Source organism: Arthrobacter sp. NPDC055138 (assembly GCF_053607305.1).
This window is the reverse complement of the sequence record NZ_JBSGTH010000009.1, coordinates 26,253-42,108: the sequence shown is the minus strand read 5'-3', so window position 1 is coordinate 42,108 and position 15,856 is coordinate 26,253. Positions and strand designations below refer to the sequence as shown.

At 67.4% G+C, this 15,856-nt stretch carries 15 protein-coding genes; 9 read left to right on the top strand and 6 right to left on the bottom strand.

Annotation, left to right across the window (positions count from 1 at the left end; all coding sequences use genetic code 11):
- Positions 1 to 143: 143 nt before the first annotated feature.
- From ACWF5H_RS18015 to rsmD, 3 genes are read left to right on the top strand one after another with little or no spacing between them, the layout of a single operon-like run.
- Positions 144 to 1,082, top strand: coding sequence for a DAK2 domain-containing protein (locus ACWF5H_RS18015; RefSeq protein ID WP_452038612.1), 939 nt, complete (start codon positions 144 to 146; stop codon positions 1,080 to 1,082).
- Positions 1,072 to 3,261, top strand: coding sequence for an ATP-dependent DNA helicase RecG (locus ACWF5H_RS18010; RefSeq protein WP_452038572.1), 2,190 nt, complete (start codon positions 1,072 to 1,074; stop codon positions 3,259 to 3,261). The genes ACWF5H_RS18015 and ACWF5H_RS18010 overlap by 11 nt, the downstream gene beginning before the upstream one ends.
- 3 nt (positions 3,262 to 3,264) lie before the next feature.
- A complete protein-coding gene (rsmD, locus tag ACWF5H_RS18005; protein WP_452038571.1) occupies positions 3,265 to 3,855 on the top strand; it encodes a 16S rRNA (guanine(966)-N(2))-methyltransferase RsmD in 591 nt (196 codons plus the stop codon).
- Here rsmD and ACWF5H_RS18000 read toward each other — a convergent pair.
- Both ACWF5H_RS18000 and ACWF5H_RS17995 read right to left on the bottom strand, forming a co-directional pair.
- A complete protein-coding gene (locus ACWF5H_RS18000) occupies positions 3,838 to 4,608 on the bottom strand; it encodes a spermidine synthase (protein ID WP_452038569.1) in 771 nt (256 codons plus the stop codon). The two genes, rsmD and ACWF5H_RS18000, sit on opposite strands and share 18 nt — an antisense overlap.
- Before the next feature lie 3 nt (positions 4,609 to 4,611).
- Entirely contained in the window at positions 4,612 to 5,853 is a 1,242-nt protein-coding gene (locus ACWF5H_RS17995; RefSeq protein ID WP_452038568.1) for an aminotransferase class I/II-fold pyridoxal phosphate-dependent enzyme, read from the bottom strand.
- 61 nt (positions 5,854 to 5,914) lie between these two features.
- Here ACWF5H_RS17995 and coaD point away from each other — a divergent pair, with 61 nt between their 5' ends.
- From coaD to mutM, 6 genes are all read left to right on the top strand, one after another.
- Positions 5,915 to 6,415 (top strand): pantetheine-phosphate adenylyltransferase, encoded by a 501-nt coding sequence (gene coaD / locus ACWF5H_RS17990; RefSeq protein WP_452038567.1) that lies wholly within the window; start codon positions 5,915 to 5,917, stop codon positions 6,413 to 6,415.
- A 44-nt stretch (positions 6,416 to 6,459) separates the two neighbouring features.
- Positions 6,460 to 7,392: a UTP--glucose-1-phosphate uridylyltransferase GalU gene (gene galU, locus ACWF5H_RS17985; protein WP_452038566.1), complete on the top strand. Its 933-nt coding sequence runs from the start codon at positions 6,460 to 6,462 to the stop codon at positions 7,390 to 7,392.
- 120 nt (positions 7,393 to 7,512) lie between these two features.
- On the top strand, positions 7,513 to 8,076 hold the full coding sequence (locus tag ACWF5H_RS17980; protein ID WP_364650438.1) for a YceD family protein: 564 nt from the start codon (positions 7,513 to 7,515) through the stop codon (positions 8,074 to 8,076).
- A gap of 2 nt (positions 8,077 to 8,078) precedes the next feature.
- Positions 8,079 to 8,282, top strand: a complete 204-nt coding sequence (gene rpmF, locus ACWF5H_RS17975) for a 50S ribosomal protein L32 (protein ID WP_127511582.1) — start codon at positions 8,079 to 8,081, stop codon at positions 8,280 to 8,282.
- Positions 8,283 to 8,293: 11 nt separating this feature from the next.
- Positions 8,294 to 9,013: a ribonuclease III gene (gene rnc, locus ACWF5H_RS17970; RefSeq protein ID WP_452038565.1), complete on the top strand. Its 720-nt coding sequence runs from the start codon at positions 8,294 to 8,296 to the stop codon at positions 9,011 to 9,013.
- Positions 9,006 to 9,995 (top strand): bifunctional DNA-formamidopyrimidine glycosylase/DNA-(apurinic or apyrimidinic site) lyase, encoded by a 990-nt coding sequence (mutM, locus tag ACWF5H_RS17965; RefSeq protein ID WP_452038564.1) that lies wholly within the window; start codon positions 9,006 to 9,008, stop codon positions 9,993 to 9,995. The genes rnc and mutM overlap by 8 nt, the downstream gene beginning before the upstream one ends.
- Positions 9,996 to 10,002: 7 nt before the next feature.
- On the opposite strand, the gene ACWF5H_RS17960 is transcribed toward mutM, so the two are convergent.
- The 4 genes from ACWF5H_RS17960 to ACWF5H_RS17945 all read right to left on the bottom strand — a co-directional run bounded on the left by ACWF5H_RS17960 (position 10,003) and on the right by ACWF5H_RS17945 (position 15,837).
- Positions 10,003 to 10,818 carry a serine hydrolase domain-containing protein gene (locus tag ACWF5H_RS17960; protein WP_452038563.1) on the bottom strand — a complete coding sequence of 272 codons (816 nt, stop codon included), beginning with the start codon at positions 10,816 to 10,818 and terminating at the stop codon, positions 10,003 to 10,005.
- A gap of 8 nt (positions 10,819 to 10,826) precedes the next feature.
- Positions 10,827 to 11,789 carry an NAD-dependent epimerase/dehydratase family protein gene (locus ACWF5H_RS17955; RefSeq protein WP_452038611.1) on the bottom strand — a complete coding sequence of 321 codons (963 nt, stop codon included), beginning with the start codon at positions 11,787 to 11,789 and terminating at the stop codon, positions 10,827 to 10,829.
- A 194-nt stretch (positions 11,790 to 11,983) separates the two neighbouring features.
- Entirely contained in the window at positions 11,984 to 14,818 is a 2,835-nt protein-coding gene (locus tag ACWF5H_RS17950; RefSeq protein WP_452038562.1) for an alpha/beta fold hydrolase, read from the bottom strand.
- Positions 14,812 to 15,837 carry a 3-oxoacyl-ACP synthase III gene (locus ACWF5H_RS17945; RefSeq protein ID WP_452038561.1) on the bottom strand — a complete coding sequence of 342 codons (1,026 nt, stop codon included), beginning with the start codon at positions 15,835 to 15,837 and terminating at the stop codon, positions 14,812 to 14,814. The genes ACWF5H_RS17950 and ACWF5H_RS17945 overlap by 7 nt, the downstream gene beginning before the upstream one ends.
- Between the last annotated feature and the right edge of the window lie 19 nt (positions 15,838 to 15,856).

The following is a 15,856-nucleotide window of genomic DNA, read 5'->3' as shown; positions in this document are numbered from 1 at the left end:
GCCGCCGCGGCGTGCCGATGCGCTGGGCAGGCTGCGGTAGGCTCAGTTAACGCCGGAGAACTGAGGACGATCGTTGGCGGGCATCGCCGGCGCATGCAGATGGGACCATGTTGCAGACGAAGATTGCTGCCAATGCCGAAGCGCTGCGCCGCTGGCTGTCCAAGGCCGAGGTGGTACTCGGGAACCACAGCGACCGCCTGAACGCCATCAATATTTTCCCGGTGGCCGACGGCGACACCGGGACCAACCTCTATCTGACCATCCGTGCGGCGGCTAAATCAGCCTCGGAAAATCCCACGTCCGACGTCGGTGAACTCCTGGCCGGTGCGGGCCAGGCCGCCATGGAGGAAGCGCGCGGAAACTCGGGCACCTTGCTGTCCGTTTTCCTGGCTGCACTGGCTGAACCGCTGCGCGGGACCACCCGGTTGACCGGACCGCTGCTGGCCGCGTCCCTGCAGCGTGCAGAGATCCGCTGCTGGTCTGCGCTGAGCGAGCCGGTGGAGGGAACCATGCTCTCCGTCATCGCCGCGGTGTCGCGGGCGGCCTCGGCCGTGCACGGCGCCCAGCACGGCGACGACAGCAACCATGGACTGGCCTCGACGCTGGAAGCGGTCGTGGAGGAGGCCCTCGCCGCAGTGGTCAGGACCGAGGCCCAGCTCGGTGCCCTGGAATCGGCCCATATTGTCGATGCCGGGGCGGTGGGTTTCCTGCTCATCATGGACACCTTGCGTGCCAGCGCCCTAGGCCAGGGGCTGCAGCCCGAACTGCTGGACGGATTGCACGGCTTCAACGTGCAGGATCCGCATTTGCATCTGGACCACATCGACGAAGGCGTCGAGGTAATGTGCACCATCAACCTCAGCCCGTTGGATGCGGCAACGCTGCGCTTGAAGCTGGACGAACTGGGCGATTCGGTCATCATGAGTGCGGTAACCGAGGTCGAGGGCGGGTACCGCTGGCGAGTCCACGCCCACGTGCCGGACGGCGATGCGGCCCTGGAGCTCATCCGGGAGCTGGGTGAACCGATGAATGTCACGATGACGGAACTCGCCGGCCCGCCGGAGCACACCCATGGCGGCTAGCCTGCCCGATGAGCTGGGTGTTCCGCTAGAGCGGCGGCTCGGCAAGCGTTCAGCGACGGCACTCGAGAAGCACCTGGGCATCACGCTGACCGGGGAACTGCTCAATTACTTTCCGCGGCGGTACCTGAAGCGCGGCGAACTGACCATGATCGCCGAGCTGCCGTTTGACGAGGATGCCAGCTTGGTGGCCCGTGTCCTGAAGTGCACGTCGCGCCGGATGCGTGCCCGCCGCGGCTCGCTGACCGAAGTGGTGGTGACCGACAATTCTTCGGACATCAGCCTCACCTTCTTCAACGGCTACCAGGCCGAACGCGAGCTGAAGCCGGGCACACTCGCCATGTTCTCCGGCAAGGTGACCTCGTACCGAGGCAGCCTCACGCTGACCAACCCGGACTATCAACTGCTTGAGGACGCCTTCGACTTCGACGCCGAGGAAGCCTTGCGTCCGGTACCGATGTACCCGGCCACGGCCAAGCTGGGCAGCTGGCGGATCAAGGCCGCGGTGGACGCGTTGCTGGACATCGTGGACCTCAGCCGCTTGGGCGACCCCATCCCGCCGGACATCGCCATCCGAGACGGCCTGCTCTCGCTGGCCGAGGCCTATGAACAGATCCACCGGCCGGCATCGATGGAGGCAGCCAACGCGGCCCGGGACCGCTTCCGGTACCAGGAAGCGCTGGTCCTGCAGGCGGCGCTGGGGCGGAAGCGGGCCATCGCGGCGGCTGAGCACGCCACCGCACGACCGGGACGGACCGGCGGAATCGCCGACAAGTTCGACGCCCGGTTGCCCTTCGAGCTGACCAACGGGCAGCGCGACGTCGGGCAGACCATCGCCACTGAGCTGGCCGGCCATGCGCCGATGAACCGGTTGCTGCAGGGGGAAGTCGGTTCCGGAAAGACCCTGGTGGCCCTGCGGGCGATGCTTCAAGTGGTCGATTCGGGCGGCCAGGCGGCGCTGCTCGCGCCGACCGAGGTCTTGGCCGGACAGCACTACGAGTCGATCAGCAAGACGCTCGGCCCGCTGGCACAGGGCGGCATGCTCGGCGGCGACGCCGACGGCACCAAGGTGGTGCTGCTCACCGGATCAATGACCGGAACCGCCAAGCGCAGGGCCCTGCTGGATGTAGCAACCGGGGAAGCGGGAATCGTCGTCGGCACCCACGCGCTGCTCGCCGAGACCGTGCAGTTCCTGGACCTTGGGCTGGTAGTGGTGGACGAGCAGCACCGGTTTGGTGTGGAGCAGCGGGACAAACTGCGCAGCCGGGCCGACACACCGCCGCATCTGTTGGTCATGACCGCCACGCCCATCCCGCGGACCGTGGCGATGACGGTCTTCGGTGACCTGGAGACGTCGGTGCTGACCGAACTGCCCGCGGGCCGCGCGCCGATCACCACTCACATGGTGGCGCTGCAGGAACACCCTGCGTGGGAGGACCGAATCTGGCAGCGCGCCCGCGAAGAGGTCGACGCCGGCCGGCAGGTCTACGTTGTCTGCCCCAAGATTGGCGACGACGAGCTCGAGGAAGCGGATCCGCCGGACGATCTGGAACAGGAGCAACAGCGGCCGATGGCCTCGGTGGCCGGAATCATCGAGCACATCAGCGGCCTGCCGGCGCTGGCGGGCGTGCGGATCGGCATGCTGCACGGGCGGCTCGAGTCCGAGCAGAAGGCCGCAGCCATGGCGGAGTTCAACGACGGCACGCTGGACATTCTGGTCTCGACCACGGTGATCGAAGTCGGTGTCGACGTGCACAATGCCACCATGATGGTGATCCTGGACGCCGACCGATTCGGGATCTCCCAGCTCCATCAGCTCCGCGGCCGGGTGGGCCGGGGCGGTCTGCCCGGTACCTGCCTGTTGGTGACGCAGCTGGAACCGGGCCACCCCAGCCGGGAGCGGCTGCAGGCCGTTGCCGCCACCACCGATGGGTTCGAACTCTCCCAGGCAGACTTGCAGCTGCGCCGCGAAGGGGACATCCTCGGCGCCTCGCAATCGGGAGGCAAATCGACGCTGAAACTCCTGCGGGTGATCAAGGACGAGGCGGTCATCGCCCGTGCCCGCCAAGATGCCGCCGCCATCCTGCAGCATGACTCCACACTCTCGCAGTATCCGGAACTGGCGGAGGCCATCGAGCTGTACCTGAACCCCGAACGCGAGGCCTTCCTTGAGCGCGGGTAATCGGTGAGCCGGATCGTGGCCGGCGTGGCCGGGGGACTGACCCTGGCGAGCGTTCCGGGCGACAACACGAGGCCGACGACGGACCGGGTCAAGGAGGCGCTGTTCTCCCGGCTGGAGTCCTACGACGTTCTGGCCGGTGCACGCGTGCTGGACCTCTTCGCCGGATCCGGGGCGCTGGGCGTGGAAACCGCCAGCCGCGGCGCTGCCACAGTCGACCTGGTCGAAGCGGCGGACAAGGCCGCAGCGGTATGCCGGCGAAACGCCGATATGGTCAACGAGAAGCTGGGCCGGAAGACGGCCACCGTTCACCGCATGAAAGCGGAACGTTTTCTCGAGAAGCTTCCCGCGGGACAACATTGGGACCTGGTACTGATGGATCCGCCCTATCCGTTGGGGGAGGACGCGCTCGGGGCGGTCCTGGGGTCCCTGTCCGGTTACCTTGCCGACGGCGCGGTGGTCGTCGTCGAGCGTTCCTCGCGTTCCCAGGAACCCGCGTGGCCGCATCGCCTGGAGCGGTTTGCAGTCAAGAAGTACGGCGAGACCCAGTTGTGGTTCGCCGAGCCGGTCATGGGGCCCTCAGCCCCCGGCGAATGACTCAAGCTCGGGACCGGTGAGCACGGCTGCGGGGTGCGGACCGGCGGCCAGCAGCGCGTCGGTCCATTCAGGCGACCAGCCGTCAAGACGTGTGGCCAGCACGATGTTGCCGGCCTTGGTGCTGGTGAACATGCCGGTCTCGGCGAGGGCGGCGACGGACCCGGCGGCGGAGATCAGTTCCCTGGTTTGCCGCTTGGCGAATGTCAGCGGCGGATCGTCGCCCACGTTGACCAGCAGCACTCCGTCGGGTTCCAGCACATCCAGCAACTCCTCGTAGAAGCCGGCGGTGGTGAGGTGTTCCGGGGCGTCATCGCCGGCAAAGACATCCAGCACAATGACGTCGAACGTCCCCTCAATATCGCCGAAGGCCACTTCATGCCGGGCATCGCCGAAGTGGACCGTGAGATCGGTTCCCTCCGGCATGGGCAGGTGCTCGAGCACGAAGTCCAACAGTTCCCGCTCCAGCTCCACGGCCACTTGGTCGGAACCGGGGCGGGTGGCCTGCACATAGCGGGCCAGCGTGAGGGCGCCGGCTCCCAGATGAAGGAACCGGAGCGGGACTCCCCGCGGTCCGGCGAGGTCGACGACGTTGGCGATCCGGCGCAGGTATTCGTAGAACACCTCGTCGGGATGCCGCAGATTGACGTGTGATTGCTCCGCGCCGCCGATGCTGAGGACGTAGGAACCCGGGACGCGGTCGTCCTTATCGATGCTCGCGTGCAGGCCGCTGCCGCCGAGATATCGTTCGGCCACGGCTCAGGCCCCTTTCCGCAGGGAGGCGAGGCGCCGGGCGGCTTCCTGCAGCACCTCGGTCTTCTTGCAGAAGGCGAAGCGCAGCAGCGAACGGGTCCGCCGGGCGCCGTCGGGATGGCAGAACACGGGCACCGGGATGGCCGCAACACCGATCTGCTCCGGCATAGCCCGGGCCAGTTCCAGGGAGTCGGCAAAGCCCAGCGGTGCGGTGTCCACGTTGACGAAGTAGGTGCCTTGCGGCGTGAAGACGTCAAAGCCCGCTTGCCGCAGGCCGTCGCTGAGCAGGTCGCGCTTGGCCTTCAGGTCCCTGGCGACTCCGGTGTAGAAGGAGTCGGGCAGTCCGAGCCCCAGCGCCACCGCATCCTGGAACGGGGCGCCCGAACTGTAGGTGAGGAACTGTTTGACGGTCCGCACCGCCGCCACCAGGTCCGCCGGGCCGGAGAGCCAGCCGACCTTCCAGCCGGTGAAGGAGAACGTCTTTCCGGCCGAGGAGATGGTGAGGGTCCGTTCCGCCGCGCCAGGCAGCGTCGCGATCGGGATGTGCGGGACATCGAAGGTGAGGTGTTCGTAGACCTCGTCGGTGACGATCAGCGCATCGTAGCGGTGTGCCAGTTCGACGATTCGGGTCAGCGCCGCACGCGAGAAGACGCTGCCCATGGGGTTGTGCGGGTTGTTGACCACCACCATTCGGGTGCGCTCGGAGAAGGCCGCCTCAAGTGCGTCGAGGTCGGGCTGGAAGTCCGGAGCCAGCAGCGGTGCCGTGGTATGCCGGGCGCCGCTCAATCCGATGACCGCGCCGTAGGAGTCGTAAAAGGGTTCGAAGGTCAGGACTTCGTCGCCCGGTCCGGTCAGCGCCAGCAGCGTGGCTGCCAGAGCCTCCGTTGCCCCCGTGGTGACGATGATCTCGGTTTCCGGGTCGGGAGTCAGTCCGTAGAACCGTTCCTGATGGTGCGCGACGGCGGTGCGCAGCGTGAGCGTCCCTTTGCCCGGCGCGTACTGATTGGCGCCGTTGCGGATGGCGTCCATCGCGGCGGCAGCTATTTCGGCCGGCCCGTCCTCGTCCGGGAAGCCTTGTCCCAGGTTGATGGCACCGGTCCGGGCCGCCAGCGTGGTCATCTCCTCGAAGATGGTCACGCCGAGCCCGCCGTCATCGCCGAGGAGGTTCGATCCCGCCGCGGTCCGCTGCCATGGGGCGGCAACGTTGTCACGGCGTCCGTGCACCAGTTGCCTCATTGCTGTGCTCATGACTTCCAGTATTACCATCCCGCGTGGTGCGCGGCCTGCCGGATCGGCTAGATTCGACTCTATGCGCCGTGCTGTCTGCCCAGGATCCTACGACCCGCTCCACAAAGGACACGTGGAAATTATTGCCCGTGCCGCGAGCATGTATGACGAGGTCATCGTCGCCGTCTCGACCAACTACGCCAAGAAGTACCGCTTCACGCTGGAGGAGAGGCTGGCCATGGCCCGCGAGACGCTGTCCTACCTCCGCGGTGTGAGCGTTGAGGCGATGGGCGAGGGCCTGCTCGCCGAATACTGCCGCAGCCGTGGGGCCGGCGTCATCGTCAAAGGCCTGCGCTCGTCACAGGACTACCACTACGAATTGCCGATGGCCCACATGAACAGGCACCTGGCCGGCATTGAGACGGTGTTTCTCGCTGGCGAGAACAGCTATTCGCATGTCTCTTCCACGCTGATCAAAGAAGTTGCGTCCCTGGGCGGAGACATTTCCGAGTTCGTGCCCAAAGCGGTTCTCAATCGCTTCCGCGCCGGGGGAACAGTCCCAATATCTGCGCCCGAGTCATGACGTGCGATTACGACCGAGTGGTTGCTTCAGCTAATCTCGTACCCATGTCTCATGCTCCACTAGTACGCAAAGCCGTGGTCCCTGCTGCAGGCCTGGGAACCCGGTTCCTGCCGGCGACCAAAGCCATGCCCAAGGAAATGCTTCCGGTCGTCGACAAACCGGCCATCCAGTACGTCGTCGAAGAAGCGGCGCGCTCCGGCCTGACGGATGTCCTGATGATCACCGGGCGCAACAAGCGGTCACTGGAGGACCACTTCGACCGTGTGCCGTTCGTCGAGGAGACCCTGGAGGCCAAGGGTGACCTGGAGAAGCTGGCCGCCGTGCGCGAATCCTCCGAGCTGGCGGATATCCACTACGTTCGGCAGGGCGATCCCATGGGGCTCGGCCATGCGGTGCTCCGCGCCAAGCAGCATGTAGGGGACGAGCCCTTCGCCGTCCTGCTGGGCGATGACCTCATTGACGAGCGCGACGAACTGCTCTCGGAGATGATCGCTGTGCAGCAGGCGACTGGCGGTTCCGTCATCGCCCTGATGGAGGTCGATCCGGAACAGATCAGCGCCTACGGCTGCGCCGACGTCAGCGCCGTTGACGGAGCCGCGCACGTGAAGGTCCACGGCCTGGTGGAGAAGCCGGCCACGGCCGACGCGCCGTCCAATCTGGCCGTGATTGGCCGCTACGTGCTGCATCCGGCCGTCTTTGATGTGCTGGAGCAGACCGCGCCGGGGCGCGGCGGCGAAATCCAGCTGACCGACGCGCTGCAGACCCTGGCCAAGTCTGACGACGACGGCGGCGGAGTGTATGCCGTCGTCTTCAAGGGGCGTCGCTACGACACCGGCGACAAGCTCAGCTACATCAAGGCGGTCATCTCGCTGGCAACGGAACGCGAAGACCTGGGACCGGAACTGCGTTCCTGGATCGTTGACCTCGCCGGCCAGATCGAGGCGGAGACGCCCTTGGCGGCGGCCGGACAGGGCTGAGACTGGCGCAGGATGGCCGGTTTGGGCCAGCGCCGGATCCAAGCTAAGATGATACGTCGGTCGTATGTTCCTTTAGGAGTTTTCAGTACATTGGTCTTGAACCATGATCAAAGTTCGCCCTTGACCCTTGCGGTCAAGGACCTCGGGCGCAGCCCGGGCAGCATGCGGACTCTTGAGGAACATATAGCTGCGCCGAAGGATTTCGGGGCAGCGCTCATTGGCGTTCAGCAAGGCTCCGACATGGAGCTGGATCTGAAGCTTGAGGCCGTGCACGAGGGAATCCTGGTTTCCGGCACTGTATCCGTGGCTGTCACGGGCGAGTGCGGGCGCTGCCTGGATCCCATCGCGTACGACCTTGACGTCAAAGTGCAGGAACTCTTCTACTATGAGGATGCTGAACTCCTCGAGGAAGAAGAACAGGACGAACAGCGGCGGGTTGAGCGCGATCTAATCGATCTCGAGCCGGTGCTGAGGGACGCAGTGGTGACCGCCCTGCCGTTCCAGCCGGTGTGCCGGGAAGACTGCCAAGGCTTGTGCCCAGAATGCGGGATGCGCCTTGAAGAGGATCCGGGTCACCAACATGAGGTCGTGGATCCTCGCTGGGCAGCCCTTGCTGGGCTGGCCGGCACGGCCGCCGACGAGGCGCCGAAAAGTAAAGAGTCAGACGAGAGAGAAGAGAGTTAGCCGTGGCTGTTCCCAAGCGGAAGATGTCCCGCTCGAATACGCGCGCCCGCCGGTCCCAGTGGAAGGCCACTGCGCCCAACCTGGTCAAGACCGTTGAGAACGGCCGTGTCACCTACAGCCTGCCGCACCAGGCAAAGGTTGTCACCGACTCGGCAGGTACCGCGCTGTTCCTTGAGTACAAGGGCCGCAAGGTAGCCGACGCGTAATAACGTCCGGTATGCCTTCAACTGAAGAGCTTTTGGAGCGTCTCGGTGTCGATCTCGACGCCGAGACGCTCCGTCTCGCTTTAACCCATCGTTCTTACGCCTACGAACACGGCGGTCTGCCCACGAACGAGCGCCTGGAGTTCCTGGGCGACTCGATTCTGGGTTTCTCCGTGACCGACGCGCTGTACCGGGACAACCCGGACCTGCCTGAGGGTGAGCTGGCCAAACGGCGATCCGCAGTGGTGTCCACCCGGGCGCTGGCCGGCATTGCCCGCTCGCTGGATGTGGGGCAGCATGTGCTGCTCGGGCAAGGCGAAAAGCTGACCAACGGCGCGGACAAGTCCTCTATTCTTGCCGACACCATGGAAGCCCTGTTCGGCGCCACCTACCTGTGCCACGGCATCGAAACCGCACGCCAGTTGGTGATGCGCCTGATCGGGCCGCTGCTGGCAGACGCCGAGGCCCTGGGTGCCGGGACCGACTGGAAGACCAGCATCCAGGAACTGGCCGCAGCCCGGAAAATGGGCAACGTGACGTACCGCGTGGAGGGCTCGGGTCCGGACCACGCGAGGACGTTTGTGGCCACGCTACTGATCGGCACCGCCGAACACGGCCAGGGGACCGGACATTCCAAGAAGGAAGCCGAACAGGAAGCCGCCGCCTCAACGTGGCGGGACCTGCGCGGATCCCTACCCGAAGCGGTGACGGAGAACAGCGGATCGGATGCCTGAGCTGCCCGAGGTGGAGGTTGTCCGCCGCGGGCTGGCCCAGTGGGTCCGCGGCCGGACCATCACCGGCGTCGACGTCCTTGATGAACGCTCCATCCGCCGGCACACACTCGGCGCCGAGGACCTCCGCGGAAACTTGGTCGGCGCCCACATTGCCGACGTCGTCCGGCGCGGCAAGTTCCTCTGGATGCCCCTGTTGGAGGCCGATGCCACGGGTGTGAACGATTCGAACGGCGACGCCGGGAATGAACCCAAACTCGCCCTGATGGCGCACCTTGGCATGAGCGGACAACTGCTGGTAGAGGACAGCGCACAGCCGGACGAGAAGCACCTCAAAGTGCGGCTGACGCTGAGCCCGGCCAGCGATGCCGACGGCTCTCCGATGCCGGCCGAGCTGCGCTTCGTCGACCAACGGATCTTCGGCGGCATGTTTCTGGCAGATCTAGCACCCACCCGCGACGGCCACGCCGGCGGCATCTCCGAGACCGGTCTGCCGCTGATCCCCGTCGATGCCTCGCACATCGCCCGCGACCCGCTGGACCCAGCTTTCTCCTTTGACGCGTTCTACCAGCGACTCCGTGCCCGCAAGACCGGCATCAAGCGCGCCATCCTGGACCAGGCCTTGGTCTCAGGCATCGGAAACATCTATGCGGACGAGGCGCTGTGGGCTGCCAAGCTCCACTACGCCCGCCCCACGGACACGCTGCGCCGCAAGGACGCGGAACGCCTCCTCGATGCCTGCCGCGAGGTTATGACGCAGGCGCTGGCGGCCGGCGGCACCAGCTTTGACTCGCTCTACGTGAACGTCAACGGCGCCTCGGGCTACTTCGAACGGCACCTGAACGCCTACGGCCGGGAAAATGAGCCTTGCTACCGCTGCAGCGACCTGGGCCTGACCACCAAGATCCACCGGGACACCTTCATGAACCGCTCGTCCTACACCTGCCCGGTCTGCCAGCCGCGCCCGCGCAACGGACGCTGGTAGAACCCGCCTAACGCTTCAGCTCGGCCAACACTTCGTCCGTGTACTTCGGCCAGACCTCAGCGGCCCAGGGGCCGAAGTCGCGGTCGGTGAGCGCGAGGCAGGCGGCACCGGCGTCTGGATCCACCCAGAGGAAGGTGCCGGATTGGCCGAAGTGGCCAAAGGTATTCGGCGAGCTGTTCGCGCCGGTCCAGTGCGGGTCTTTGTGGTCGCGGATTTCGAAGCCGAGGCCCCAGTCATTGTCCTGCTGGCGTCCGAAGCCGGGCAGCACGCCGGATAGGCCGGGATAGGCCAGCCTGGTCGCTTCCTTCAGCGTGGACGCGGCCAGCAGCGATGGTTTTTGCAGCTCGGCGGCGAAGCGGGACAGGTCCGCGGCAGTGGATGTGGCGCCGGCGGCGGGGGAGCCCTGCAGGCTGGTGTCCGCCATGCCGAGCGGGGCCAGCACGCCTTCCTTCAGGTACTCGGCGAAGCTCATGCCCGTGGCGGCTTCCAAGGTTTCGCCGAGGACCTCGAAACCGGCGTTGGAGTAGAGCCGCCGGGCTCCCGGGGCAAAGCGGATGGTGCGGTCGCCGAAGTCGTAACCGGCGCAGTGGGCCAGCAGATGACGAACCGTGGAGCCGTCGGGACCAGCAGCCTGGTCGAGTTCCAACGCGCCTTCTTCGACCGCCATCAGCGCGGCGTAGGCACTGAGGAGTTTGGTGACCGAGGCCAGCGGGAAGCGCCGTTGCTGGTCCCCGTGAGCGGCCAGGACAGTTCCGTCCGCCCCGACGACGGCGGTGGCCGCATTGTCCACCGGCCACGACTCGATCAGCTTGACGCTCTCCACAATTGCTCCTAGCTTGCCGTTGGGCGGTAGTGGGCTGCCAGCCGGCGCAGCCCGTCCTCGATGCTGACGTCAGGTGTCCAGTCGAGTACTTCGCGCGTGCGGCGCTGGTCGAACCAGTGCGCCGTGGACAGTTGCTCGGCCAGGAATTTAGTCATGGGCGGTTCGTCCGTGACCAGTCCGCGCTTTCCGGCAGCGGTCCAGGCGCGTTCGATCGCCGCGCCGGCGCCCCGGGCCAGCCAGCCCGGGACCGACCAGCCCGGCGCCCTCACGCCGGCGGCGTCGCAAATTCCTGCGATCAGCTCGCCGACCGGTCGTGGCTGGCCGTTGGTGACCACCAGTGCCTGGCCATGCGCCTGGTCCATCCGTTCGAGCGCCCGGACGATTGCTGCCGCCGCGTTGTCGATGTAGGTGGTGTCGATCAAGGCTGCGCCGTTGTCCAGCAGGGGCAGCCGGCCGTCCCGGGCCCGTGCCACCACACGCTCCACCAACTGGGTATCGCCGGGGCCCCAGACAACGTGCGGGCGGATGGCGGCAACCCGGAAGCCGGGGGAGTCCTCGGCGAGGGCTAGCAGCTCGGCGGCGGCCTTGGACCGTGCGTAGTTGCCGTGGGCCCGCTCGGGGTCGGCGGTCCCGGCGCCCGCTCCGGCGATCGCTTCGCCGAAATGCGCCACGGACGGGGAGGAAACGAACACCACGTCGCGCACCCCGGCGGATCTGGCCGCGGCCAGCAGGGTTCGGGTGCCGTCGATGTTGGTGGCCACGAACTCGCTCCACTCACCGGTGAAGGAGACCTTCGCGGCCAGATGGATGACTGCGTGCACGCCTTGGACTGCCCGGGCGACGGCGTCGGGTTCGGTCAACGAACCCAGCACCGTCTCGGAGCCGGGGCCGATGTCGGCCGGCCGGCGCTGGAAGGTCCGGACCCGGTGGCCCTGCTCCAGCAGCAGCCGCGCGACGGCGCCGCCGAGCATGCCGCTGGCGCCGGTGACCAGGACGGTTCGGCTGTCCGCGCGGGTCTCCGCTCGGGTCTCCACGCGCTCGCTGGCGCTCGCTTGGTCGACCACCGGGGCGCTCGCTTGGTCGACCACCGAGGGGGCGGACTTGCCGGTGGTCGATGGAGGCGCGCCAGCGCCGAGTAGAGACCTGCCGCCGGCCGGGTTCTTGCTCATGGCTTGGTGATCCGTCCGCCGGCCAGCGACTTCGCCGCCCATGCGGCCAGCCTGGCCCGGTCGATCTTGGAATTGTGGCGGATGTCGGTGGGCAGCTCGGGCACCACCAGCACCGCCGCCAGATCCATATCGGTAGAGCGTACGACGGCGGAGCGCACCTGCTCGCCGAGCTCACGTGGCGCTGTTCCCGGTTTAGCGGCAGGCGCCAGCGTTTCCACCACCGCAACGGGTACCTGGGTGCCCGCCGGACCGACGCCGACGACGGCAGCCAGCCGGACGCCGTCGTGCGTTTCCGCTGCCTGCTCTGCGGCCACGGGAGTGGCGACACCGGATGCCGTGGTGATGATGTGCGTGAGCCGTCCCTCTACCCAGAGCCGCCCCTCGGCGTCGAGATGGCCTACGTCGCCGGTGCGGTGCCAGCCCGGGACGGAGACGCTGTGCTGCTGGGTGATCCAGAGGCGGTCGTAGCGGTCCTTCACATGCGGGGCGCTGACCAGGATCTCTCCGGTGACGCCGGGCTCGGTGGAGGGCTGATCGGAGACGCTGCCGTCCGGTGCCACCGCGGCGATGGCCACCGTGGCGCCGGAAACCGGGGTGCCGACGCAGACGCCGTTGCCGGAACCGGCGGCGCGGATGCCGTCCAGGCTGATGTCCGTGACCGGGAGCGCCTCGGTCATCCCGTAGGGGGTATGCAGGGTTGCGGACGGCACCAGCGACTGCACCTTGGCCAGCAGCGGTTCCGGAATCGGGGCCCCGGCAGAAAGCAACAGCTCGACGCTGGAGAGCGCCACGCGGTGTTCGTCGGTCAAGCCGTCGGCCGTGGCCAGGACGTTGGCCAGCGCGGCCGGCGATGCGAAGACCGCGGTGGCGTCCACCGCGGCGGCGGCGTCGGCCAGGGCGGCGGCGGTGAGCGTCTTCGGCGCCGTGACGTCCATGTCCGGCGTGACCGATGTGGCGCCGAGGGCCGGGCCCAGCAGGGCGAACGGCGCGAAGCCGGCCACCAGCGACGTGCCGGCCTCCAGCCCGTAGGTGTCCTTCAACGTGTCCCGCATGGCGGCCAGCTGGCGGTGCGTGTAGACCACGCCCTTGGCCGGACCGGTGGAGCCGGAGGTGAAGAGGATGGCGGCGTCGTCGTCGGGGTTCGGCGAGGTTGCCGGGGTGCGGGTCTCCACGCGCTCGCTGGCGCTCGCTTGGTCGACCACAGGGGCGCTCGAGTCGGTGGTCGATGGAGGCGCGCCGGCGCCGAGCAGAGACCGATCGGCAGCCGACGCGGCCGCGGCAGCCTCCACCAGCTCGGGCACGGTGTGGGCGATCCCGTAGAGCTTGCGCTTAGCCTCGCCCATCTCGGTGACGCTGATGCGCTGGCCGGGCCAGTTGAACAGCCGGGCGGCGCCGAAGGCGCGCTCGATGCCGACGATGAACTGGGGGCCGGCACCCTTGATGGCGCGGCTGAGTCCGGCCGGGCCGAGCCCGGCGTCGGCCACCACGATGACGGCGCCGAGCTTTAGGCAGGCATAAATCAGGCTGGTCAGTTCAATGCCCGGCGGGACAAGCAAATTGATCCGGTCGCCAGCCTTGACGCCGATCCCGGCGAGGCCGTCGGCGAGCAAATCCACCTGTCCGGCGAGCTCAGCCCAGGTCAGCGTCCGTGGCCCCGCACCTGGAGCCGCAAGGGGCGCCATGTCGACGACGGCGGGGGAGTTGTCGGCGCGGCGCTCGTCGAGTTCGGCGAGCATCGGGCGGAAGGTCTCATCACGGGTCTCCACGGATCTCCGCGCAGGCCTGGCGGCCTTTGGTCGGTCACCGGAGGCGCGGGTCTCCACGCGCTCGCTGGCGCTCGCTTGGTCGACCACCGGGGTGGTCTCCACGGATCTCCGCGCAGGCCTGGCGGCCTTTGGTCGATCACCGGTAATGGGGAGCCAGGTGAAGAGGGGGGTGGCGATGTCGCGGTCTTCGGGGAGCAGATGACCGGCGCCTTCGAAGCGGTGCACGTCCGCCTGCGGCAGCCGGTCCAGCAGATCGCGCAGATAGCGGTCGGAGAAAACCGGGTCCTTGGGGCCCCACATGATCAGCGCCGGCACGTCCAGATCACGGATGCCCTCGGCCACCTGGTTCAGCGTGCTCCAGCTGGGAGCGCCCTCGTCGGCCGGGATATCCGCCACAAAGTTGCCCACGCCGGTGCGCCTGGCGGCGTGCCGGTACGGTGCCATGAACGCGTCCCTGACGTATTTTTCCAAAGGAGGATGCGCCAAGGCGTGCGTGACGCGCAGGAAGGCTGCCGACGTCGTCGTGCCCCACTGATGGACGGCGGGATGCAGCGCGAGTTTCAGCGGGGCGGGAAGCCCGAAGCCGGCGGGGTGGACGGCGGTGTTGGTCAGCACGACGCCGGCGAGTTGGCCGCGGTGCCGGGTGGCCCAGCCCAGCGAGATCACGCCGCCCCAGTCGTGCCCCACGGTGACCACCGGACCGGTGATGCCGAGCTCGGCGGTCAGGTCGCCCAGGTCCGTAATCCGGTCTTCAAGCCGGCGGAAACGCCCGGTGCGCTCGGAGAACCCCATGTCCAGCTGGTCGACGGCGACCACGCGCCACGGCGCTGCGGCGTCGCCGGCTGCGGCCAACAGAGTGCGCCAGAGGTAGGACCAGGTGGGGTTGCCGTGCACGCAGAGCAGGGTGCCGACTGGCTCGACGCCGCGTTCGGCCAGCTGCGGACCGTTGTCCAGCAGGTGCCAGGTGTGGGCACTGCCGGCCGGATCCACCGCGGCGGTGGAGGGGACGCGGACGCGGCGGGACCAGGCCGGGTCGACACCGGGCCAGAGGGGTTGGTCTACCACGCAATCTCCATCATGGTGGTGTTCAGGCCGGAGCCAACTCCCATGCAGAGCACCCGGTCGCCGCTGCTCAGCGTCTGCGACTCCTGGGCCAGCGTCATGGGAAGCGAGGCCGGCCCCACATTGCCCCACTTCGGGAAGGTGATCGGCACGCGCTCACGGACCAGATCGACCGCCTTGATGATCGCGTTGGTGTACGACGTGGAGACCTGGTGGGTGACATACCGGTCCATCGCGGTCCAGTTCCACCCATCGCGGTGGGCCTCGTGCCAGGCGCTGACCACCAGTTCCAGCCCGTTGTCCAGCAGCCCCTTGGTGTCCGTGAACATTCCGGCGGGCCCGCCAACGCACAGTTCGTGGTGCTCGGTGCCGGCACGCGAGACGCCGCCAAGGATCCGGTGTGATTCGGGGTGGACGTCGGCGGGGCCGATCACCGCTGCGGCTGCCCCCGAGCCCAAGGTGAGCGTGGCGAATTCGCGCAGGTAGTCGGCACGGGTGGAATCCGGACGGTTCAGGCGTTCAAAGGTGGTTTCCTGGGTCGGCTGGGCATCCTCGCCCGCGACGATCAACGCATATTTGATCTGCCCGGAGTCGATCATGTTGGCGGCCAGCGTGATGCCGTTGACGAAGCCCAGGCAGGCGTTGGCCAGGTCGAAGTTCATTGCCGACGACGGTAAACCCAGCCCGTGGTGGATCTTCACCGCGACCGAGGGCTCCAGGTTTACGCGCGTCACTGACGTATTGATCAGCAGCCCGATTTGGTTCGGCTCCACGCCGGCTTCGGCCATGGCCTTGGCGCCGGCTTCGATGGCGGCGTCGTCGAACGATGACTCGGGCGACCACCAGCGGCGCTCGGTCACGCCGGCAACCCGTTCAAGCAGCTTCCGGGAGAGCTTCAGGCGCTTCAGGCTGGGGGCAAGGCGCTCATCGAACTCGGCGGAAGTGACGGCTACGGGCGCCTCCACGCTAGAGACGGCCAGCAAAGCCGCGTTGTCATGTCGAAACGTCGCGTTACCGATCAATATCCAGCCTTTATTCGTC